Below are 24,133 nucleotides of genomic sequence, written 5' to 3' on the forward strand. Positions count from 1 at the left end.
CGCCACGTTGGGTCAAAAAAAAGGCAATTTTGTTTTTTCAGGAACCATACAGGATATAGAAACAAAGGCACCTATTGAAGGAGCTTCTATCTTTTTTTCGGGTCTTTCCATTGGAGCAAGAACAGATTCTTCTGGGCATTTTTCATTATCACTTCCCGCTCGTTCCTACGGAGCCGTTTTTCGAAGCCTTGGTTATAAATATAAAACAGCTAAAATTGACTTAAAAGAAAATATCCAGATATCCATTTATTTAGAGAAGTCGGAACAAATTTTAGATGAAGTAGTCATTTCAGAGGAGAAGTCTGATGCCAATGTGAGCAGAACCATCATGGGGGTGGAAAAGATGTCGTCAAATACGCTGAAAAAATTACCCAATTTGATGGGAGAGGCAGATGTGATTCGTAGCATCATGTTGCTCCCAGGTGTCTCCACTGTAGGAGAAGGTGCTTCTGGCTTTAATGTGCGGGGTGGTAATGTAGATCAAAATTTGGTCTTGCTGGATGGTGTGCCTTTGTTTAGTACTTCCCATTTATTCGGTTTTTTTACGAGTTTCAACGCCGACATGGTGCAGGATTTGAGTTTGTACAAAGGAGGAATTCCGAGTAAGTATGGAGGTCGCGCATCGTCAGTGTTGGATGTGCGCATGAAAGAAGGGAATTTTGAAAAATGGCAATTCCAAGGAGGAATTAGTCCCATATCCAGCCGACTGTTGATAGATGGGCCTTTGGTTAAAGACAAAACATCTTTAATTGTTGGGGTTAGAGGATCACTTTCAGATTTTTATTTGGGGTATTTCCCTAATCCGGCACTTCAAAAAAGTAAAGCCGATTTTTACGATGTGAATTTCAAATTGACTCACCGAATCGGGAAAAACCAGCGCATTTCCTTATCCGCCTATGCAAGTTATGATGGCTTCAAATTTGCCGCAGATACCATGTACGCTTGGGAAACCAAGACTATCAGCCTCCAACACTTTGCCTTATGGCGAGATTGGTCGCATCATTTTACGGCATTTGCAAGTGAATATGCCTACGGTATTGAGGGCTTGAAATCTGGCTATGAGTTTATTTGGCGACCGTCGATTACCCAAAAGACCCTTCGGGAAGATTTAAGTCTGGATTTAAAACAATGGGGACGGAGTGATTTTGGAGTAGAATTTACGAGTTACCGAAATGACGCGGGAACCTTTCGACCAAGTACAATGAATTCTGTGGTGAATACCTTTCCCATGCAAACTGAATATTCACGTGAAATGTCTGTATATATTGGGCATAGCTTACCGATATATAAGCGGATGAGTCTTGATGTTGGTTTAAGGTACGCCTATTATCAATTACAGGGTCCTCAACAATTTTATCGCTATAAATCAGGAATTCCTCGTGCCATTAATACGATTACAGACACGTTACGCTTTCAATCTGGCGATGTGGTTCAATCATACGGAGGCTTTGAACCTCGCTTGTCATTGGCCATAAAACTGGATACGAATACCTCCATTAAAATAGGCTTTAACCGTATGCAGCAGTTTATGCATTTGTTGTCCAATACGATGGCCGTATCACCTGTGGATATTTGGAAAAATTCAAATCCATATTTACCCCAACAAGTATCAGATCAATATTCGATCGGGATTTTTCGGAATTTTAGTAATGCACAAAATGCCATTTTTGAGGCATCTGCCGAAGTATATTACAAGCGATTAAGTAATGTAATTGATTACATAGATGGGGCAGCTCTTTATTTGAATCCAACGGTGGAGACTGATTTGTTGGTTGGTGAGGGCCGTGCCTATGGGGCTGAGTTTTTTTTGAAAAAGGCACGGGGGAAACGTTTGACTGGCTGGGTTTCTTATACCTACGCACGTTCGTTCCGTATGATTGAAGCCAACGGAAGTCAAATGTCAGCCAATTTCGGGAAGGAGTTTCCGGCCAACTTTGACATGCCACACAATTTTAAATTTGTGTTGAATCATCGTTTATCCAAACGAATCACTTTTAATGCGAATTTTACCTATACTTCTGGTCGGCCGATTACCTACCCGAATGCCCGTTATAAAGTTTATGCGTTCAATGATTTATATGATTATGGATATGCGAATGGGATTTTTCCTCGGCCGGGCTTGACTCCCGTTACTGGGGGTTCAAGCTATACCTATTTGACGGGGACAAACATACAACCCTTATTGGACGGATACTCAAGTCCAAGTTTCACCTTGCGTAACCAAGAACGTATACCTTATTACATGCGCTTGGATATTGGATTCACGATCGAACCGAAGGAAGGTAAACGCTGGCAGGGTAGTTGGAATTTTTCCATCTACAACCTTTTTGCCCGTGAAAATGCCTATTCCATTTTCTTTCGGTCATCAACAGGTTTGATTAACCAAGCGCGTACATATCAATTGTCTGTGTTAGGAGCAGCCATTCCGTCCTTGACATATAATTTTAAATTCTGATGAAGAGATTCTTGGTATTGGTCGGCTTATTAGGTTTGTTCTCTTGTGAGACGGAAATAACGGATTTCAAGACAGAAAACTTGAGTGACGCCTTTGTTGTATATGGAGAGATGTCAAATATGGCTGGCCCTTACACCGTTCGACTAAACTATACTTCAGCTTACTCACCATTTGATCCTACACAATTCCAAGGTCAGCCGGTTCCTGGTGCAGCTATACGGATTGTGGATGAGATTGGGTCAATCGCTGCACTCAAAGAGATTCAAAAAGGCATGTACCAAACGCCTGCCACATTTCAAGGTCAGGTAGGTAAAAAATACCGCTTAGAAATTAGGACAGCCGATGGTCTTGATATTGCATCGGATTGGCAGCAACTATCGATGCCCCTTGGATTGAAGTCATTTACGTCCACCTATAAGAATGCGGACAAGGTAGAGAACATGTATTTTAAATTACAGGCAAGTGTACAAGATTCGCGCGGAACGGAGGATTATTATTTTGTTAAACGTCAAGATTTCATTCAGTTTTTGACTACTTGTCCTAACCCACCACCACCACCTGCTCCGGTACCCATTTGTTACAATAAATGCTGGCAGGCAAATCAAAATACCCAGCCCATATTAGCAGATGATAGTTTTTTGGATGGACGGGAAATCGATATACCCTTGTTAACAATCCCCTACGATGATTTTACAGAATGGGTTGTACAGCTGGAGGTTTACCATGTAGATAAAGCGACGCATCAGTACTGGAAACGCCAAGAAGCCCAGCGCATTTTGGATGGAGGGATTTTTGATAAGGTACCTGCGCAAATCATTGGTAATTTGACTTGTTTGAACAAGCCAGACCGACAAGTATTGGGCTATTTTATGGTGGCTGGCAAGTCGAAAGAACGCATGCTGGTGGATCGCTATCATGGGATTCCGGCTGAATCGTATCAAAAACTTGTTAATTATATTGAGTTTAACAAATTGAGGTATCAAAATTCCCCCTTGTGGGATTGCCGTCAAGCTGCATGGATTCCATACAATGTAGGATTGACCTTACCTGTGTACTGATAAATAATTTTTTTCATTTTTCCCTTTATTTCAGTAATCCATAAAGGTTGTTAGAATCAGCCCATTGAAACGCAAACTAGTATGCTTGCATAATATATTTTTTTTCTGCATTTTTGGATTTCTAATTTGTAGATCGATATGGCAAAAGAATATGATCGTCGGAATCTCGACTTTATTTTAAAGGAAGTGTTGGACTTCGGTTCCTTATGTTCTCACCCTTATTTTGCGGATTATACGCCCGATATGTTTGATATGGTATTAGACTCTGCTGATTCCATCGCAGAGAAATACTTACGTCCTCATTTTGTGGATACCGATAGACATCCCGCTGAATTAATTGATGGGACAGTACATGTACACCCATCTACAGAGGCTTATGTGAAAGAAATGGGAGAATCAGGTATGATTGGGTCTACTTTCTCATATGAAAAAGGTGGACAGCAATTACCTAGCACGGTAGGAGGAGCGCACGAGTTTATCCGTGGAGCGGCGAGTAATTCCATTGTGATGTTTACTGGTTTGACCAACGGTGCAGCTCATTTGATTGCATCTTTTGGTTCGGAGGAATTGAAAGCAGCCTATGTGCCAAATATGTTGAATGGACGTTGGACAGGAACCATGTGCTTGACTGAACCACAGGCAGGTAGCTCATTGAATGATGTGTCTACTCAAGCCAAGGATCTAGGCAATGGAACATATTCCATTAAAGGACAAAAGATTTTTATTTCTGGAGGAGATAATCAATTTTCAGAAAATATCATTCATCTCGTGTTAGCTCGATTGGAAGGGGCTCCTAAAGGGACCAAAGGGATTTCGTTATTTGTAGTTCCCAAGCGTAGAAATGAAAATGGTCAATGGATTTCTAATGAAGTGATTTCTCTAGGACTTTACCATAAAATGGGCCAGAAAGGAACACCTGCTTTGCATTTATCTTTTGGTGATAAAGGTGATTCCATCGGTTATTTAGTAGGAGAGCCTAATAAAGGATTATCCTACATGTTTCAAATGATGAATGAAGCTCGTTTAGGAGTAGGAATGGGAGGAGCTTACATTGCTTCTGCGGCTTATCATTTTTCGAAGCAATATGCCAATGAGCGTTCGCAAGGAAGAAAGTTGAGTAATAAAGATCCAGAAACACCTCCCACTTTGATTAAAAACCATCCAGATGTTCAACGGATGTTGTACTTCCAGAAGGCGATTGTAGAAGGAGCCATGGGCTTATTATTCCAGTGTTTTATGTGGGAAGATTATTCCAAATGCTTGACTGGAGAAGAGGCGGAAAACTACCATACCTTATTGAATTTGATGACACCCGTAGCTAAGACTTATCCTGCTGAGATGGGCTTGCAAGCGGTAAATCAAGGCGTTCAGGTTTTGGGAGGGTATGGATATACCGAAGATTTTCCTTTGGAGCAAATGGCTCGCGATGTGCGGATTATGTCCATTTATGAAGGAACAACCGGAATTCATGGATTAACTTTATTAGGAAGGGAAATTCCAGCGAATCAAGGAAAGGCATTGAAGTTATTGTTGAATCTAATTCAAAAAGATATTGAGGAGGCTAAAAAGCAAACCAATATTCAGCGTTATGCAGAAGAGTTAGAGCAAGAAGTGGCCAAATTAGGTCAAGTGACGATGCATAAATTGAAAATCGCAGCGGAGGGAAAACCAGAATTATTCTTAGCTGATTCTACTTTATATATGGAATTATTTGGCTTGATCGTAGTGGCATGGCAGTGGATAAAGCAAGGGACGGTGGCCAGTAAATCATTAGAAAACAGTACTTCTGCGAAGGAAAAAGAGTTTTATCAGGATAAGTTACATACCATGAAATTCTTCTATCACTATGAAGTGCCGAAGGCTTTGGGATTGAATAAACGTTTAATGGATACGGAGAATTTAACTGTATTTGAATCATAAATTATGAATTGTATGAAAAGAATAGTAGCATACGCTTGCCTTATATTGACTTGTACATTGACCGCAAATGCTCAAACAAAGTCGGCATATAGCGCATATGAATTATTTCATCCTTTATGGAATTACCAATCCAACTCGCCGTATCGTTCTGGTTCTGGAATACCTGGCCCATCTTATTGGCAAAACTCCGCTGACTATAAAATTCAGGTGAGTTTGGATGAAGAAGCTCGAAAAATTTCAGGAGATGTAGAAATTACCTATAAAAACAATTCTCCAGATAAGCTAGGTTTCTTATGGTTGCAATTGGATCAAAACTCCTTTAATACACAATCCAGAGGAGGTAAAACGACCCCAATTTCAGGTGGCCGCTTTGGTAATGTGGGTTTTGATGGTGGATATAAAATAGAGAGCGTATTAGTGGATGGTAAAGCCACTCCTTTCATCGTGGAAGATACCCGGATGCAGATTCGTTTGGCACAACCTTTGGCTGAAAAGTTAGGACAGGCTAAAATCAAGATTGTTTATTCATTTACTTCTCCGCAAAATGGCTCAGATCGCATGGGTTTGCAGGATACTAAAAATGGGATGATTTTTCAGGTGGCTCAATGGTTTCCACGCATGTGTGTGTACGATGATATTGAGGGCTGGAACGTACTACCTTATTTAGGAGCAGGTGAATTTTATTTGGAATATGGCAATTTTGAATATGCCATCAATGTTCCTGCATCGCATATCGTCGTAGGTTCAGGAGAATTACAAAATCCATCTGAAGTATTTACTGCTGAGCAATTAAAACGCTGGAACGCAGCTGCGAATTCTGAAACTACAGTTATAATTCGTGGTGAAGATGAAGTAAAAAACCCTGCATCTCGACCAGCCAAGGATCGATTGACTTGGAAATTTAAATGTCAAAATGCCCGTGATGTGGCTTTTGCGACATCGAAGTCGTTTATTATGGATGCGGCAAGAATCAATTTGCCAAGTGGAAAGAAATCCATGGCTATATCCGTTTATCCAGAGGAATCCAATGGTAAAAATGCCTGGGGAAGATCTACCGAATATGTAAAAGCCTCCATTGAATATTATTCCAAATGGTTGTATGAATATACCTATCCTACCGCAACTAATGTGGCTGGAATTGTGTCAGGAATGGAATATCCGGGTATTATTTTCTGCGGATTTCGTGATCAAACAGCGGCTTTATGGGGCGTAACAGACCATGAATTTGGCCATAACTGGTTCCCAATGATTGTGGGAACCAATGAACGTAAGTTTCCTTGGATGGATGAAGGATTCAATACCTTTATCAATTTTTATTCCACTGATGCCTTCAACGATGGGGAATATAAGAACCGTAAGTTTGACATGCACCAAATCGCTAAACCGATGTTTAGAGAAAATGCTGACCCAATCATGTCGATTCCCGATGTAGTTCAACCAAGAAACTTAGGTTGGGAAGCCTACAATAAACCAGGTTTTGGATTGAAGATATTGCGTGAGCAAATTTTAGGAGCTGATCGTTTTGATTATGCCTTTAAGAATTATATCAAAAATTGGGCATTTAAACACCCGACTCCTTATGACTTTTTCCATGCCATGGAAGATGGAGCAGGAGAGGATCTAACCTGGTTCTGGAGACAATGGTTTTTTGAATTGTGGAAGTTAGATCAAACGGTAAGTGATGTGGTGTATGTGGATCAAAATCCTGCCAATGGAGCCATCGTGACCATCAAGAATTTAGATAAAATGATTATGCCGGGAATTGTCGAGGTAGAATTATCTGATGGAAAAAAAGAACGTTATACTTTCCCAGTAGAGATTTGGCAGCGTGGAGGCAGTTGGGATTTCAAGACCAATACAAGCTTGCCAATTAAGTCAGTAACCATAGATCCAGATCATGTATTCCCTGATTTGAATCCTCAAAATAATACTTGGAAGCCTTATTCATATCGAGCACCTAAGTCGAACTAGTAAGGATTTCCAAGATAATAAACCTTTGTTCTACCCCATTATCAATTATGCTTTCATCAGCAAAACTAACATGCTCCAGACGTCGCAAGAAGTCTGGAGCTTATATTTTATTTACGGTTTAGAATCCGACCAATATCATTGGCTTTAGCTAACTCCTCTTTGAGTTTATCATAGCTACCGGATAGCATCAAACCTTTGTATTTCAAAAGGGTATTGATGTATTCATCCAACACATCCATCAAGTTTTCTTGATTTTGGTGAAAGATTTGAATCCAAGTTTCGGGGGACGACTTGGCTAAACGAACCGTAGATTCAAAACCGGTAGATGCCAGTTCGAAAATACGTTTTTCATCTTTTTCCTTTTCCAAAACGGTATTAGCTAAGGCAAAAGAGCAAATGTGGGATATATGAGAAATATAGGCCGTATGGACATCATGGCTGATGGAATCCATATAAATCAAGTTCATGTGTAAGCCATCTTGGTAGAGACTCTCAATGGTCTTTTCGGCATCTGGATCACTTAATTCTTGGTCACAAATGACACAACGTTTCCCTTCAAAAAGTCCATCGATAGCTGCTTCTGGTCCAGAAAATTCAGTACCAGCCATAGGGTGAGTAGAGACAAATTGTTTTCTTCTAGGATGGTTTTTAAGTGCTTCGTAAATGGGGCTTTTGGTTGATCCAACTTCTATTACAATTTGTTTTTGATTGAATTGGTCCAAAATTTTGGGTAATTGCTCGACCAAATTATCTACTGGAGTAGCAATAATCAGTACATCGATTATTTGTAATGCTTCATCCAAAGGTAAAAGACGATCAATTAGACCTAATTCCAAGGCTCTTTTTTGGTTAGGGCGATTAGTATCGATACCGATGCATTCTTTAGCCCAGCCGCTTTTACGTAATCCAAGCGCCATGGAACCACCAATTAAACCTATTCCTAAAATTCCAACGACTTTATTAGATTCCATTCGACTGTGTTTTTATGCGGTTAATAGCTGTTTCAAAAAGGGAAATGGGGGCACATAACGATATTCGAATGTAGTTATTCCCTTGACTGCCAAATATGCCTCCAGGTGTAATGAAAACGGCATTCTCACTTAATATTTTATCAGAAAGTTCATATCCACTGGCAAAATCAGCAGGTATTTTAGCCCAAACAAACATACCACTTTGCTTAGGATCATACGTGCATTTTAGTAAATCCATTAATTGGAAAACTACTTTCTGGCGAGAAGAATAAATCTCATTTTGTTGTTTAAACCAAGAGGAATCTGCTTTTAACGCTTCTACGGCTGCTTCTTGCAGAGGTAAAAACATGCCAGAGTCCATGTTAGATTTAAAAGTCAAAATAGGGGCTAAGAATTCTTGTTTTCCCATGACAGCGCCAATTCTCCAACCAGCCATGTTATGGGATTTGGATAGTGAATTCAATTCCAATGCCACATCTTTCATCCCAGGGATGCTTAACATACTAATGGGTTCATCATTTAAGATGAAGCTATAGGGATTGTCATTGACCAATAATATAGAATGGGCAATGGCAAAATCTCGTAGTTTTTCAAAAAATGCTTTGTCGGCCTTAGCGCCAGTAGGCATATGGGGATAATTGACCCACATGATTTTTACTTGGGATAAATCACGCTTGGCCAAAGCATCCAAATCGGGCAGCCAGCCATTGGCTTCTGACAACTCATAACTTTGAACTTCTGCACCTGTTAAGGCGCAAGCAGCTTGGTAAGTTGGGTAACCAGGGTTGGGAATTAAAGTAATATCGCCTTTTTCTAAATAGGCCATAGCAATGTGCATGATGCCCTCTTTGGATCCCATTAAAGGTAATATTTCCGAATTTGGATTAAGTTCTACTTGATATTGTTTATGGTAAAATTGAGCAAATGCTTCACGCAAGGCTGGTATACCTTGATAACCTTGATACGCATGATTTTCTTTTTTTTGGGCGCTAGTAATCAATGCCTGAATCGTGGCATCTGAAGGAGCTAGGTCAGGGCTACCAATACCAAGATTTAGCACAGGGATACCTGATGCTTTCAAGGCTGCAATTTGTTTTAGCTTGGTAGAAAAGTAGTATTCTTGTACGACTTGTAACCTAGAAGCTGGAGAAATGGTGAAGCTCATAAAACAAAAAAACCGACTTTGGGCCGGCTCATAATAAGTTTAAATTAAATCTATACCTACAATAGCCTATTGGCAGGATGGATATCCTGCGTAATAATAAGCATAGTAATAAGTAGTTGAATGCATAATCATGTGCCAAAGGTATAAAAAAAATGTTTTTATGCAAACTCATTCGTTGAGATGCCTAAAGTAGACATTCCAAATTGAGAACAAATCTTCTTGCCAATTAATTGGATTCATAAAAGTGATTTTCTAGTTTAGTGTCGCCTAATGGCAATCTAACCACTAAATTATATACCATGTGTTCTTCAATCAACCCTTCTAGGGCATCTATTTTTGAGCCATATTGGCTCATTCCCCAGCTAGATTTGGCTTGTTTTACAGAAATTCATACTTCAAGATGAATTTGGCCTACAGCGTTTTGTGATTCAAAAGTCTATTCGATTGGCGATATTTTATTTGAAGAAAAAGCTTTCTTGAAAAAGCAATCGTCTAGGTATTTAGGAGACTGAGCTCTTACATACTAACCCAATTATCTGCTTATTTTTCATTCTATTTTTTGGAATCAAAGTGAAAACTTTGATTTTCTAACCACTATGTATACCACTAATTCCTTAAGAATTCCCCATTCTTTTAGAAAGAGGGCAATTCGGTTCAGTCTATTTTATTTGATCTTATTTTTTATTTCTGAGAATATGTATGCTATCGGAAATAGTAAGGTGGTTGAATTTGAGAAGCAGGTGAATTTTCATACTCTTTCGAAAAAGCAAACCACGACGCAGCTCAAATTAACATTCTCGGATTCAACTATCATAGCTGGTAAATACATGAATGTGGCTATTCAAGCCATGGATGGGCAAGGTAAAGTAGATTTGACTTATCATGGGTCAAAACAACTTGTATTTCATGTGAAGGAAAACCAATTAGCACTTTATTCACCATTGGTAGATGGGGTAAATTTTGGGGAAACTATTTCCGTTTATTTTAACCAAGGTAAAGCTAGTGTCCTGATGGAATTATTTACTTCTGGGACAAATACCCTTCAAGTTCAAGAAAATGAACTGTGGTCCTCAGAATTAGTCATACAGGTGAAAAATGATTTTTGGCTAGGTTTTCAATTTTTCTTGCAGCCTCAAATTAAAAATCAATTACCGATTTCAGGAGTAAATCTGATAAAGGCCATAGATAGTTTTGGTAATCTGGTGGATGATTTTGATGCAAGTAAAAATCCAGTGACCCTCACAAGTGCCGCACTGAATGGAGTTATTAGTGGATTAGGATCAAAGGGCAATAATGTATTAGATCAATCTACCGATTTTGTAGCTGGAGTGGCAGATCTTACAGCCTTAGGTTTTACTTATACTGGATTGTATTATGATTTTGACGTTTTTACAGCATCTTCTGAAAATGGATATAATGTGGAAAGTGACATGGTAGAAATTATTCCTAATGATTTAATAGCTACTTATTTTGAATTGGAGGGAGGTAATTCATCTAAAGCAGGTAATATATACCCATTAAAAATAGTAGCTAAAAACGTAGCTGGCCAGACTAATTTTAATTATTCAGGGCTTAAAAAGCTTCAATTCGCAGGAGCAAGTGTAATTGGGATGTTTGCTGCAACAGCCAATGGAATCAATTTTGGAAATCAGATTGATGTTAATTTTACCAAGGGTGTTGCGCAGGTTGATTTGGTCTTAAAGAAAGTCGAACAAGCCAATATTTCATTGAATGATGGGGTTATTTCAACAACTTCTCCATTATCTATTCAGGTTAATGCTGGTTCAGCAACCCATTTTGAAATCAGAGCCCAGTCGAGTCAACTAGCGGGAGCTTCACAAACATTGAATATTCATGCAGTTGATGTCTATGGAAATGTAGATAATCAATATTTTGGAACAAAAACCTTAACCTTTACAGGAGCCAGTCCTACAATAACCCCAGTAAGAAATCCAAGTGTATCAGGCGTAGATTTTGGTCAACCTGTTCCGATAACATTTACGAATGGTATAGCACTAGTAGACTTGATGTTATACCAAGCAGAACTTGCTTCAATTTCAGCCAGCGATGGAACGATTGCATCGAATTCCTTCTCCATTCAAGTAAATGCTAATCCAGCAACCCATTTTGAAATCAGAGCCCAGTCGAGTCAACTAGCGGGAGCTTCACAAACATTGAATATTCATGCAGTTGATGTCTATGGAAATGTAGATAATCAATATTTTGGAACAAAAAACTTAACCTTTACTGGAGCCAGTCCAACAATAAATCCAGCAAGAAATCCTAGTGTATCAGGCGTAGATTTTGGTCAACCTGTTCAGGTTACATTTACGAATGGTATTGCTCTAGTAGATTTGATGTTATTCAAAGCGGAGCAAGCCACCATTTCGGCAAGTGATGGAATGCTTTCATCGAATTCCTTCTCTATTCAAGTAAATGCTAATCCAGCAAACTATTTTGAAATCATAGGTCAGTCGAGTCAACAAGCAGGAGTTTCACAAACATTGAATATTCATGCAGTTGATGCCTATGGTAATGTAGATAATCAATATTTTGGAACAAAAACATTGATGTTTTCTGGAGCAAGTGCGGCGACTAATTCAATAAGAAATCCTACAGTTTCAGGCGTATCCTTTGGTCAGCCTGTTCAGGTTGATTTTGTGAATGGCAAAGCTCAAGTAGATCTAACAATATATAAAGCAGAACAAATAGACATATTAGTCAGTGATGGAGTTATTTCTTCCAAAGCCTTAACCATTCAAGTAAATGCTGGTCCAGCGATTCAATTTGAAATTAGTGGCAATATAATTCAGCAAGCAGGAGCTTCAAAAACGTTGAATATTCATGCGGTGGATGCCTATGGAAATGTAGATAATCAATATTTTGGAACAAAAACCTTAACCTTTACAGGAGCCAGTCCAACAATAAATCCAGCAAGAAATCCTAGTGTATCAGGCGTAGATTTTGGTCAGCCTGTTCAGGTAACATTTACGAATGGTATTGCTCTAGTAGATTTGATGTTATTCAAAGCGGAGCAAGCCAATATTTCAGCCAGCGATGCAACGATTGCCTCCAATTCCTTCTCCATTCAAGTAAATGCTAATCCAGCTACCCATTTTGTCATCAGTGGGAATGCGATCCAACAAGCGGGAATTACCCAGACTTTGAGCATTAAAGCGGTAGATGCCTATGGTAATGTGGATAAAGGATTTATGAGTGGTTTTTCAGATTTGAATCTAATATTCTCAGGAGCAAATGCATCAATTAATCCAGTAATAGAGCCAATCATTCAAGGCCATTACGTATTTGGTCATATGAATCAAAGTTTGATTGTCTTATTTAATCAAGGAGTAGCTACAGTTGATTTAACATTGTACAAGGCAGAAAAGGCATCCATTGTTGTATCCAATGGGATATTATCGAGTAATCCATGGGAGATTCAAGTTAGTGCGGCGCCAATCAATAATCTAATTATAGTATTACAGAATGAGTTTCAAATAAATGAAGTTATCGGAGAAAATAATCAATTAATTGCCAAAGATGCATACGGGAATGTGGCCACTAGTTTTAATCCTGCCTTAGATCCAATAAATGTAAGCACAGATCTTCAAGGGACAGTCGTTGGAAAGGATGGGAATTCTTCCTTTGTCATTGACCAATCTACACAATTTATCGAAGGTGTAGCTAATCTGAAAACGCTAGGATTTAAATATTTGGGAGAACCGGGTGATGGAACTTTTACTTTTTCAACAGCTTCTGGCATCAAAGTGAAGAGTGCTTTGGTGGTTGTTTATCCAACTAAACAAAATAAATATCGGTTTAAAATATTAGGGGAATCAAATCAAATAGCGGGAAGGAGTCAAGTGCTAAATATTGCCATCCTTGACACCTTGGGAGCTCCTATAAATTCATTTAATGGATTTATGGAAGTAATATTTTCTGGTGCTAATACTTCTCTTGCTCAAAATGGAAGTCCAATTATTTATAATAATTTGAATTTACCCATTCCATTCGGAACTCGGACAGCATTGTATTTTGAGCAAGGTATCGCTCGTGCTCAGTTGACATTATATCGATCAGAACTGGCAACAATTGGTGCTGTAGAAATGGGAACCAATGTTATACCAAAAGACCAAGACAAATTATCGATACAAGTTAAAGCAGCAGATTTATATCAATTAGTTCCTGCATTGACCAGTCCGCAATATACGAGGCAAATATTTTCAGGAACCAATACCTTAACTGCCAAGGATGAATATGGGAATGTTTGTTTGGAATTTAATGCGGCAAACAATCCAATATCACTTTCATTGACAAGTGAAGATAACATTGGTTTAAAGAGTTTAGGAGATACCAAGATCCTGTCTCGCCCAACTGATTTTACTCAAGGTGTTGCCAATTTAAGTCAATTAGGACTCTATATTTCGAGTTTGGAAGGGAATAAGCAAATTATTTTCACTTCCAAAACGGGAATAAGTGCAACAAGTAATTCAGTCCAAATAGTCAAGTCTGCCCAATCTGTTTTTTTACATATTTCAGGTCATACCAGCCAATTGGCAGGAGAATTTCAATGGTTTCAAATTCAAGCTCTTGATGCTAATGATCAACCGGTAACTGATTATGAAGGGGCTAAATCACTCTTGTTTTATGGAGCAGGACAAGCTATTTCTAGTCAATATGTGTCGACTATTCAGGATTCATTGAGTAAGATTCAAGGGGATTTTGGTAAACCAATACTAATTAATTTTACTAGAGGCAGAGCCTTTGTAAAGCTGAATTTGTATTTGGCAGAAAAAGCATTTTTAACAACCCGTGAGTCCGTAAATACAGGGGCCATTGCGGGAGATTCATGGACGATTCAAGTGGAGGCTAATAAAGTAGCACAAATAGTGTCTAGCATAAGTAGTCCTCAAACCAATGGCCATCCGTTTGTAGGAGTAAATACCTTAACTGTAAAAGATGCCTATGGAAATGTGTGCCTCAATTTTGATGCATCAAAAACACCTGTAACTGTATCCACATCGACTAATGCCAATATTTTAGGATTGGGTTTGGAGAAAGAAAATAGACTAAATCAATCGACCGATTTCGTGAATGGTGTGGCTGATTTAACAGCTTTGAGTATCCTGTATTATAGCTCATCCATTGCATCAAAAAGTTCTAATAAATGGGTCAATTCTACGAAACAGGTTCAAGCGGCTCAGAACAGTCAAGTAGATCCATATAACCCTAGTTTTATTTTTTCCTTAATTTTTGAATCTAGTTTGATTAGTACCACCTTTTCAGGAGTCCAAATAGCCGGTCAAGAAGAGCGATTGATTATTTCGGGGTCTAATTTACAGTTTGCTGGGAGAAGTCAATATATTAAAATTCAAGCGAAAGATGCCCAAGGGGGTTTAGTTAGAACATACTCAGGAATTAAAAATTTACAATTTTCAGAATCTGCAACTTTGGGCATTGCGGGAACACAAGCTACTGCCAATGGAATTCCTTTTGGAAGTAATACCCCAATTCAGTTTTTTGAGGGCTCTGCTACCATCGAAATGATTTTGTACAATTTGTCGCTAAAAGATACCATTGCAGTTCATGATGGGACTATTGGGAGTGATTTGACAACGGATAAATTAATTGTTCAGGTATCAGATGGAAATTTCAGTAGCCCAACAAGCGGGAATCAGTACGAACTGACTGAAGACATTTACTTTGCTTTTGATGCTAGACAAATTCCTGTTTGGAGTATTCAAGGCAGAAATGTGGTATTACGAATTGATAAGACAAAAATCACCAATGATCAATTGGCGGATGTTACTACATTGGCCAAAATGGTGGAGCGCACAGATGCTCTGTATGAATTTTATAAAAATACCTTAGGCTATGAACCTCCTGGAGGTAATCCCAATTTTGGCTATAAAACCAGTGTGTTTTTTGGTGTTCCATCCTGTGGAGCAGGTTGTGGTTTAGTTGGGGCCAAGGGGATTGAAGTCAGTGGTTTTGAAAATATTTTTTATAACCTAAAAACTAATTCCAACATTAACCGTGATGTGATTTTGGCCTACGAATTCGGAAGGAATTTCTTTGATTTTAGTAGTAAAGTCCTATTCCCATATGCCCCTTATTCCAATGAAAAAAATGGGGGTATGGCTGAGGCTTTTGCCAGTTTATTTACAGCTTATGCCTTTGATCATATAATAACTGACCCCAACCAGCGATTGTATAATGAGGCTCTGACAAATATTTCATGGTTTAAAGAGAACTTTATTGGCTATATCAATGATTTAGAGGCTAATCCTTATAATGTTTGGGCCAAATGGGATCGTGTAGGGTATAATGATTACAATCGAGGAACTGGTACCAATACAGACGATGAACCCGCCTGGAAAGCAGTTGGGCTATTGCAAGGGATATTTGATACTTTTGGAAGGTCTATTTTATTCCCTAAATTCTTTTTGGAATTAAGAAAAATGCCACAAGTGAATAGCATTGAAGACGCACTCAGTAATATCGCTCAAGCCGCGGCTAATTGTACCCAAACCAATTTGGTGCCATTTTTTAAAAATGTAGTCAAATTTAATTTAAATGCCTCCACTGAAGCAGCTATGAATGCCTTGCCCGTTCATGCGGACCGACTCATTCGCTATGAAAATCTACTATGGTTTTTATCCCCATTTCATACTGTTCGAATCAATATTCGAAGTATCAATTATTTAAATAATCAGCATTGGTATGTGATAAAAAAAGGGAATATCATTATTTCATCAAGCCAACACGGAAACAATGAGATTCCTTATTCCATACTAGGCAATCAAAACGAGGTAAATTTGACCATTGAGATGCAGGATGCCAATCATCAAGTGTTGGATTCATATCCCATAACGTTAAAGAAAAGACATCAAATAGACTTATTGGATTACCCAGAGGATTTGCATGCAGCTAGCGTAGTTTCAAAAATATACCAAGAATCAGGTAAAGTAGTGATTGAAAATGAAAGCCCCAATTTCTATGATCATGGACATTTGGTACGCTCATTTAGAATTGTGAAAGATCGAACGATGCTTTTAACGAGTACCTTGAGAAGAATTGGTCCAAATTATCAATTTGGGATCTTTTCAAATTTCGCTACCATTTTTACCAAAGGGACATTTTATGGAACTAGTTCATTGCGATTGGGCTATGATATTGGTCAAAACAACACAAGCAGTGATTTTACATTAAATCAGTATGCATATTCTCGAAATATGTTGAAAACGGGAGCCGAATTGAGTGTAATAAGTGTCGGAGTAGAGTCCATTGGTGTTGGACAAAAGACCTATTTTTCCAAATTATTGTATCGTGATGTGACAGATACCGATGGTGATGGAGTTATTGATTTTGAAGATAATTGCCCAAGCACCTATAACCCTAATCAATTAGATACAGATAACGATGGCTTAGGGAATGTTTGTGATGATGACCTAGACAATGATGGGAATCCGAATGGCACGGATCCTAATCCTTTAATTGCCTTAGCCAATGATGATGTCATCCAGCAAGATTTTAATGCTGGGCCCATAACACTGAATATATTACAGAATGATGATTTCTTGCCAAGTTCAAATTTAAGTATTAGTAAAATTTCAGGGACAGCCCTCGGAAACTTAAATTTCCAAGTTTCCACAGGTAATATGGTTTACACTCCTGCTGCAATGGATGCAGATTCTGTGTCATTTACGTATCAAGTTTGTTATCTCCCAACGGGAGTTTGCTCTACTGCCCAAGTAACTATATTAAATACTTGGCAGGCTTCTAAATTTGTGATAAGTGGAAGTTCGAGTCAGGTAGCAGGAACGAGTCAAACAGTGACCATTCGAGCAACTACTAAAAATGGAACAATCGTAACGGATTATACAGGAAACAAGCAATTGCAATTTTCAGGGACGAATTCTTCTTCAGCACCTACTTATAAATCTCAAGCGAATGGAGTTAATTTTGGACAAGTAACACCAGTTAATTTTGTTAATGGTATTGCCCAAGTTGATTTGGTGATTTACAAATCAGGTTTGGATTCTATTAGTGCCCAAGATGTGTATATTCAGACCCTTGGATTAGACAGGTTAGGAGTGGATGTTTCTGCCAAATCATTTCAAAAGTTGGCCGTACAGTTACAAAGTCCTCAAGTTAATCAAACACCTTTTTATGGTTTCAATAAACTGTTGGCAGAAGATGAATATGACAATTCTGTAAGTTCATTCAACGCCACGTTAAATCCGATCACTATCACAACGAGTCAAGGTGCTTTGATTTCAGGCTTATCAGGAGGAAATCGATTAGTTAGTTCCAGTGATTTTCAGCAGGGCATGGCTAATTTAACCCAATTGGGCATAACTTATACAGGTGCTATTGGCTTAGATACCTTGATTTTTCAACCAGCCATAGGATTGGGAACTAAGGCGAGGATTGAAATTTTGTCTGAACTTATTAAACCTACTCAGCTACGCTTATTGGGAGATTCCGTTCAAGTAGCAGGAAGCTCACAGCTTGTTAGCCTTCATGTATTGAATGATTTAGGAGAAAAAGTTGATACTTATACAGGAACCAAAACAGTGTTGTTTTCAGGTGCACAAAATTCGATCAACCCCATTCTTCAACCTCAAGTACTTGATAATCAATCGCAAGTAAGAAGTTTCGGTTCTGCAACAAGCATTGATTTTGTTGGTGGGATCGCTCAGGTTTCCATGAAACTATTCCATGCTTCATTGGCCCAAATCCAGGTTCATATATTGGAAGATACCTTGGTATCTAGCATGTTACCTGTAACTGTAAAAGCGGGGCCATTGGCTAAGTTTAGTTTACAAATGACTAGTCCGCAAACAACAGAAACGCCTTTTGTTGGAGTTAATACATTGAGTGCTTTGGATGCTTATGGAAATCGATTGCTTGATTTTAACGCGGCGTTAAATCCCATTCAAGTAACTAGTACTTTGCCTGGTTTTATTTCTGGCCTTTCTGGTGGAGATCAATTAAATAATGCAGGCGACTTTGTCCAAGGTATTGTCAATTTGAGTCAAAAGGGAATCATGTATTTAGGCCCAGAAGGCAAAGGTTATTTTACGTTCAAAAGTAGTACAGGTGTTCAAATTACCAGTAATCTGATTGAAATATTGATGGCTGATTTTGATGGCGATGGAATCCCCAATTCCATGGAATGCTATCAAACCTTTACGCTACTAGGGAACTGTCAGGATTTTGATGGTGATGGAATTCCGAATTCGTATGATTTGGATTCAGATGGAGATGGTATTCCAGATGCTCGGGAAATGAATCGTGATTCGGATGGAGACCGCCATGCAGATTATCTGGATCTAGATTCAGATAACGATGGAATTTTAGATTCCATAGAAGGGGAATTTGATCCAGATGGTGATGGCATTCCTAATTACTTGGATTTGGACTCTGATAATGATGGTATTTTAGATGCTTGGGAAGCCACGGATAATAAGCGAGGCGTAATAGATGATAATTACGATGGGCGAGTGGATAAGAATGGCTTATTGCCTGATGCGAATGGAAATGGCTTGGCTGATTTTCTAGAAACAGGTTTTGGAGGTAGCCCGGCGCCAGTACCTGATACAGACCATGATGGCAAGTCAGACTATGTAGACGTGGACTCAGACAATGACGGAATCTTGGATAGCATTGAAGGAACGAAAGATATAGACAGTGACAGCTTTCCAAATTACCGAGATTTAGATTCAGATGGAGATTGGTTGGGAGATCAGGATGAAAGGAATGTCGATAATGATTTGGATGGTATCCCCAATTACTTGGATTTGGATTCAGATGGCGATGGTATTCCGGATGCCTGGGAAGGGAAAAATAAGTGTGCCACGTGTCAACAAATGAAAGATGATTTAGATGATGGTTGGGATGACCGGGGGCAATATGTCAAAGTCATTGATACGGATTTAGATGGTACTTCTGATTTTCTAGATTTGGATTCAGATAATGATTGCATCCCTGATCGAATCGAATTAGGAGCCGATGGCGATGGGGATGAAATTCCGAACTTTCGAGATTTGGATTCGGATAATGATGGAATATTGGATAGTCAAGAGGCCGGTGACTGCCAAGATCCATGGGATACAGATTTAGATGGCTTATTTGATTTTGAAGATGCGGATTCTGATAATGATGGAATTCCAGATGCTATAGAAGTAGGTGCTAATCCGACCAAACCAGTGGATACGGATGGAGATGGAAAGCCTGATTATTTAGATGTAGATTCAGATAATGATGGAATTCCAGATGCCGTGGAGGCAGGATCAAATCCCAGCCAACCTGTGGATACAGATGGAGATGGGAAGCCCGACTTTTTAGATCTTGATTCTGACAATGACGGAATACCAGATGCAGTAGAAGCTGGTGCAAAGCCGAGCCAACCAGTGGATAGCGATGGAGATGGGAAAACAGATTATGTGGATGTGGATTCCGACAATGATGGTATGTTAGATTCTTTAGAAGCAGGTTTAAATCCCAATAAACCTTTGGATACGGATGCTGATGGTTTAGAGGATTTTAGAGATTTGGATTCAGATAGTGATGGTATACCTGATTCAGTAGAGGCGGGAGATTTTCTTCACCCTTTTGATACAGACTTAGATGGTAAACCCGACTATCGCGATGTGGATTCGGATAATGATGGGATTCCAGATGTTGTGGAAGCAGGACCAGAACCAAGAATACCTTTGGATTCTGATGGGGATGGACATGCCGATTTTCGTGATACAGATTCCGACAATGATGGGATACTGGATGGTTTAGAGGCAGGTAATGATTTGACTAAGCCAATTGATACTGATCTAGATGGCAAACCTGATTACCGAGATACAGATTCGGATAATGATGGTATTCCAGATGCCGTGGAGGCGGGCAAAGATGCTAGTCATCCACTGGACTCGGATGGAGATGGGAAAGAGGATTTTCGAGATGTGGATTCGGATAATGATACAATTCCTGATTCGGTGGAAGCGGGAGTTGATCCTCAAATTCCTGTAGATACTGATGGGGATGGTTTGGCGGATTATCGAGATGTGGATTCTGATAATGATACGATTCCCGATTCAGTGGAAGCTGGCCCAATGCCAATAATGCCGGTGGATACGGATCTAGATTTGAAGCCAGACTACCAAGATGTGGATTCAGATAATGATACCATACCTGATAAAATCGAAGTTGGTCCAGATGTCTATCATCCTTTGGATACGGACTTAGATGGAAAAGAGGATTTCCGTGATGTGGATTCGGATAATGATGGGATCCCCGATGCGATAGAAGTGGGTCCGAATGTCAATGTACCACTAGATTCAGATGGAGATGGCTTAGCTGATTACCGCGATGTAGATTCAGATAATAACGGAATCAGCGATACAGTTGAAGCTGGGCCCGACCCATTACATCCTTTGGATACGGATTCAGACGGTATTCCAGATTACCGTGATCCAGATGATGACAATGATGGGATTATTGATGTCTATGAAAATGACATCAATTTTGGAGGCATGCTAGATTGTGATCAAGATGGAATAGATAATCGGGTGGATGCGGATATTTGTGAGATTTTTGCCCCTCAAGCTATTTCTCCTAACCAAGACGGAATCAATGATGTTCTCGTGATACCTGGCATTTTTAGAATGCAACCGAATCGATTCGTTATCGTGAATCGATGGGGAGATGTGGTTTATGAAACCAATAATTACCAAAATAATTGGGGAGGTTTGACAGATAAGACAATAGGTCTTTTGACTAATGATGGAAGGTTGCCTGATGGGACTTATTACTATTATGTAGATTTCTTTGGCAAATATCCTAACATCAGAACCTTTGTTTATATCAACCGATTAGCCAAATAGCGTGAATGGGTTTGAGCTTTTTTTAATTGAGCTGTTGAATGTACAGGGAAATTAAATCGGGCTCAAATCCTTTTCTCATGGCATATTGGTAGCATTTTTGCTTTTTTGCCCAATCATTGAGATCTTTTAGGTGCTTGAATTTTTCATTCAACATGGATTCCAAAGTGGATTCATAGGGGAGTTCGCGTAATTCACTTAATGCTGTTTGAACTAAAGCATCAGAAACTTGTAGTCTTTTCAGCTCAAACTTGATTTTATTTCTGCCCCAAGATTTTTGGTTGAATTTAGACCTGACAAATAGCCTTGCGAATCGCTCTTGATTGAGGTAGTTATTGTCTTCCAGCCAATCCAAATAGGCCTGTTGGTCTTCTGGTAATACCAAAAATGAGTCCATTTTTACTTGAATTTCCCATTTACAGCGTTCCTGATAGGCGCAGTAGCGAGCCAGTTTCTGTAACACCTCCGATTTCATGGAAAATTATTGGATAGGAGAGCTTGAATCAACCTCCTCGTATGCCTCCAAATTGAACAAATCATTCAACGCATCCACCATACTATCTGATTCGCCTCGTTTACAAGCGGCTTTTAAATGGATGATCGGCTGTTTGATAATTTTTTGAACTAAACTAGCCGTAATTTTCTCCAATTTCTCAGCCTCTTGAGGATTTAAGCCTTTTAGATGGCGATTGATTTCTTCTTTACGGATTTGCTCTAGTGCATTTTTTAATTTATGAATAGTCGGTGAAACTTCCATTTCTTTAGACCAATCATTGAAACTAATCACAGACTCATCAATGATCCGACGAACATCGGGTACAGAAGCCATCCGAATACGCAAAGCTTCGTCGGCTCGTTCTTTCAATGAATCAATGTTGTAGAGTAATACACCTGATATTTTTTCGATTCCATCTTCAATACTTCTTGGAACCGAAAGGTCAATGAAATATTTGAAAGTCAATATCGATAGTTTCTTTAATTCTGCTTGAGTGATAATTGGATCTTGGTTGCGTACTGAGGAGATAATGATATCTGCTTGCGCAATTTCCTTCCACAAATCTTCAATCGGTGCCACACGGAAAGGTTTATCGTGGGCTATTTTTTCCGCCTTTTCTAAGGTACGGTTCATGATGGTGATCTCTGCGAAATCTTTATCCTCCATGTTTTTACATACATCCAAGCCAATTTCCCCCAAACCTAAAATCAATACTTTGGGTTGAGTAATGGCCTGAGACAATTCTTCCGCTAAGGCGACAGTCGCATATGACACTGAAGCCGCACCATCACGGAACGAGGTTTCTTGCGCTACTCGCTTATTAGCATAGAAAATCGTATGCATTAAGCGGTGCAAATATGGACCAGCTAAATTTAAATCGGCAGATTGTTGATATGCCTTTTTGATTTGATTTGGAATCTGTAAATCTCCAACCACTTTAGATTGTAATCCAGTAGCTACTTCGAACAAGTGTCTTAAAGATGCTTCTGCATCTGATTCATGATGGAAATAAGGGGTGTATTCTTGCGTTTGATGCAAGCCCTTTTCAATCAATAAACTCTTAACTAAATCGTGGGAAATATCTTCTGGGGTATTGTAATACACCTCTGTACGATTGCAGGTAGATACAATCAACATTTCTTGTAATCCAAAAAGATCTTTACATTTAATAGCAAAGGCTCTACTTTCTTCCTCATTTAATGCCACTTGCTCACGAATCGTGAGAGGAGCAGAGCGATGAGAGATACTAATAGACTTAAACGGAATTGACATTCGGTGGTTTTGAAAAATAATTAACAAAAGTACAAACCAAAATTTATTTTATGTACTGTCTTGACAAGAAAATAGTAAATTAGACAAAGTTTAAATAACACAAGATGGACTTCAGCAACAAGACAGTTTTTATTACCGGTGCTTCAAGAGGTATCGGATTTGAAATTGCAAAAAAAATGGCTTCCGTGGGTGCAAACGTAGTTATTGCTGCTAAAACAGCCACCCCACACCCCAAATTACCAGGCACTGTTTTTTCTGCAGCCGAGGAAATTGAGCGTTTGGGCGGCCGAGCTTTACCTTTAGTCTTGGATATTCGTGATGAAAATCATGTTTTTGAAGCGGTAGAAAAAGCCGTTGAGACCTTTGGAGGCATTGATATCTTAGTTAATAATGCTTCCGCCATTTCTTTGACTGGGACCTTGTGGACCGACATGAAAAAGTACGACTTAATGCATCAAGTTAATGCCCGAGGAACTTTTTTGACATCCAAAGCCTGCTTGCCTCATTTGTTGAAAGCGAAAAATCCACATGTATTAACGCTTTCTCCTCCTTTAAATATAGAAGCGCGTTGGTTTGAAAACCATGTGGCCTATTCTATGGCCAAATTCGGGATGTCGCTATGTACCCTGGGTATGGCAGCTGAGTTTAAAAATAAAGTAGCCTTTAATTCGCTTTGGCCTAAAACCATCATAGCCACGGCCGCTATTGAATTTGCCGTTGGGAATTCAGATATGTTAGATCGGGCTAGAAAGCCAAGTATTATGGCAGATGCAGCCTACGAGATATTTAAACAAGATCACGTTACCTCCACGGGACAGTTTTTTATAGATGAAGAAGTCTTACGAGCTGCTAATTATACCGACTTTGATGTATACAAAGTCAACCCGAAGTGGGGTGATCATGAATTAATTCCTGACTTTTTTATTTAATGCCTTGCCTTTAA

The 24,133-nt window shown here is 39.1% G+C and carries 10 protein-coding genes; 6 read left to right on the top strand and 4 right to left on the bottom strand.

Features of this window, described 5'->3' with window-relative positions; genetic code table 11:
• Positions 1-7: 7 nt before the first annotated feature.
• From HME7025_RS02780 to HME7025_RS02795, 4 genes are all read left to right on the top strand, one after another.
• Positions 8-2,455: a TonB-dependent receptor gene (locus HME7025_RS02780; RefSeq protein ID WP_226998265.1), complete on the top strand. Its 2,448-nt coding sequence runs from the start codon at positions 8-10 to the stop codon at positions 2,453-2,455.
• Positions 2,455-3,513, top strand: coding sequence for a DUF4249 domain-containing protein (locus HME7025_RS02785; RefSeq protein ID WP_109322179.1), 1,059 nt, complete (start codon positions 2,455-2,457; stop codon positions 3,511-3,513). Before HME7025_RS02780 ends, HME7025_RS02785 begins: the two co-directional genes overlap by 1 nt.
• Before the next feature lie 138 nt (positions 3,514-3,651).
• A complete protein-coding gene (locus HME7025_RS02790) occupies positions 3,652-5,433 on the top strand; it encodes an acyl-CoA dehydrogenase (RefSeq protein ID WP_109322180.1) in 1,782 nt (593 codons plus the stop codon).
• A gap of 12 nt (positions 5,434-5,445) precedes the next feature.
• Positions 5,446-7,404, top strand: coding sequence for a M1 family metallopeptidase (locus HME7025_RS02795; RefSeq protein WP_109322181.1), 1,959 nt, complete (start codon positions 5,446-5,448; stop codon positions 7,402-7,404).
• Between the two features lie 107 nt (positions 7,405-7,511).
• On the opposite strand, the gene HME7025_RS02800 is transcribed toward HME7025_RS02795, so the two are convergent.
• Together HME7025_RS02800 and HME7025_RS02805 are read right to left on the bottom strand one after the other, a co-directional pair.
• Entirely contained in the window at positions 7,512-8,375 is an 864-nt protein-coding gene (locus tag HME7025_RS02800; RefSeq protein ID WP_109322182.1) for a prephenate dehydrogenase, read from the bottom strand.
• The gene (locus HME7025_RS02805; protein WP_109322183.1) at positions 8,365-9,540 is read right to left on the bottom strand and encodes a pyridoxal phosphate-dependent aminotransferase; all 1,176 of its coding nucleotides are present in this window, start codon (positions 9,538-9,540) and stop codon (positions 8,365-8,367) included. The genes HME7025_RS02800 and HME7025_RS02805 overlap by 11 nt, the downstream gene beginning before the upstream one ends.
• Before the next feature lie 695 nt (positions 9,541-10,235).
• Between HME7025_RS02805 and HME7025_RS02810 the strand changes: the two genes are divergently transcribed.
• On the top strand, positions 10,236-21,425 hold the full coding sequence (locus tag HME7025_RS02810; protein WP_109322184.1) for a T9SS type B sorting domain-containing protein: 11,190 nt from the start codon (positions 10,236-10,238) through the stop codon (positions 21,423-21,425).
• A gap of 22 nt (positions 21,426-21,447) precedes the next feature.
• Here the strand turns inward: HME7025_RS02810 and HME7025_RS02815 are convergent, their stop codons facing one another.
• Entirely contained in the window at positions 21,448-21,897 is a 450-nt protein-coding gene (locus HME7025_RS02815; RefSeq protein WP_109322185.1) for a regulatory protein RecX, read from the bottom strand.
• Between the two features lie 6 nt (positions 21,898-21,903).
• Positions 21,904-23,190 (bottom strand): glutamyl-tRNA reductase, encoded by a 1,287-nt coding sequence (gene hemA / locus HME7025_RS02820; protein WP_109322186.1) that lies wholly within the window; start codon positions 23,188-23,190, stop codon positions 21,904-21,906.
• Between the two features lie 104 nt (positions 23,191-23,294).
• Here hemA and HME7025_RS02825 point away from each other — a divergent pair, with 104 nt between their 5' ends.
• A complete protein-coding gene (locus HME7025_RS02825; protein WP_109322187.1) occupies positions 23,295-24,119 on the top strand; it encodes an SDR family oxidoreductase in 825 nt (274 codons plus the stop codon).
• Positions 24,120-24,133: the final 14 nt, after the last annotated feature.

The organism is Aquirufa nivalisilvae (assembly GCF_003143535.1).
Taxonomy (GTDB): Bacteria; Bacteroidota; Bacteroidia; order Cytophagales; family Spirosomataceae; genus Aquirufa; species Aquirufa nivalisilvae.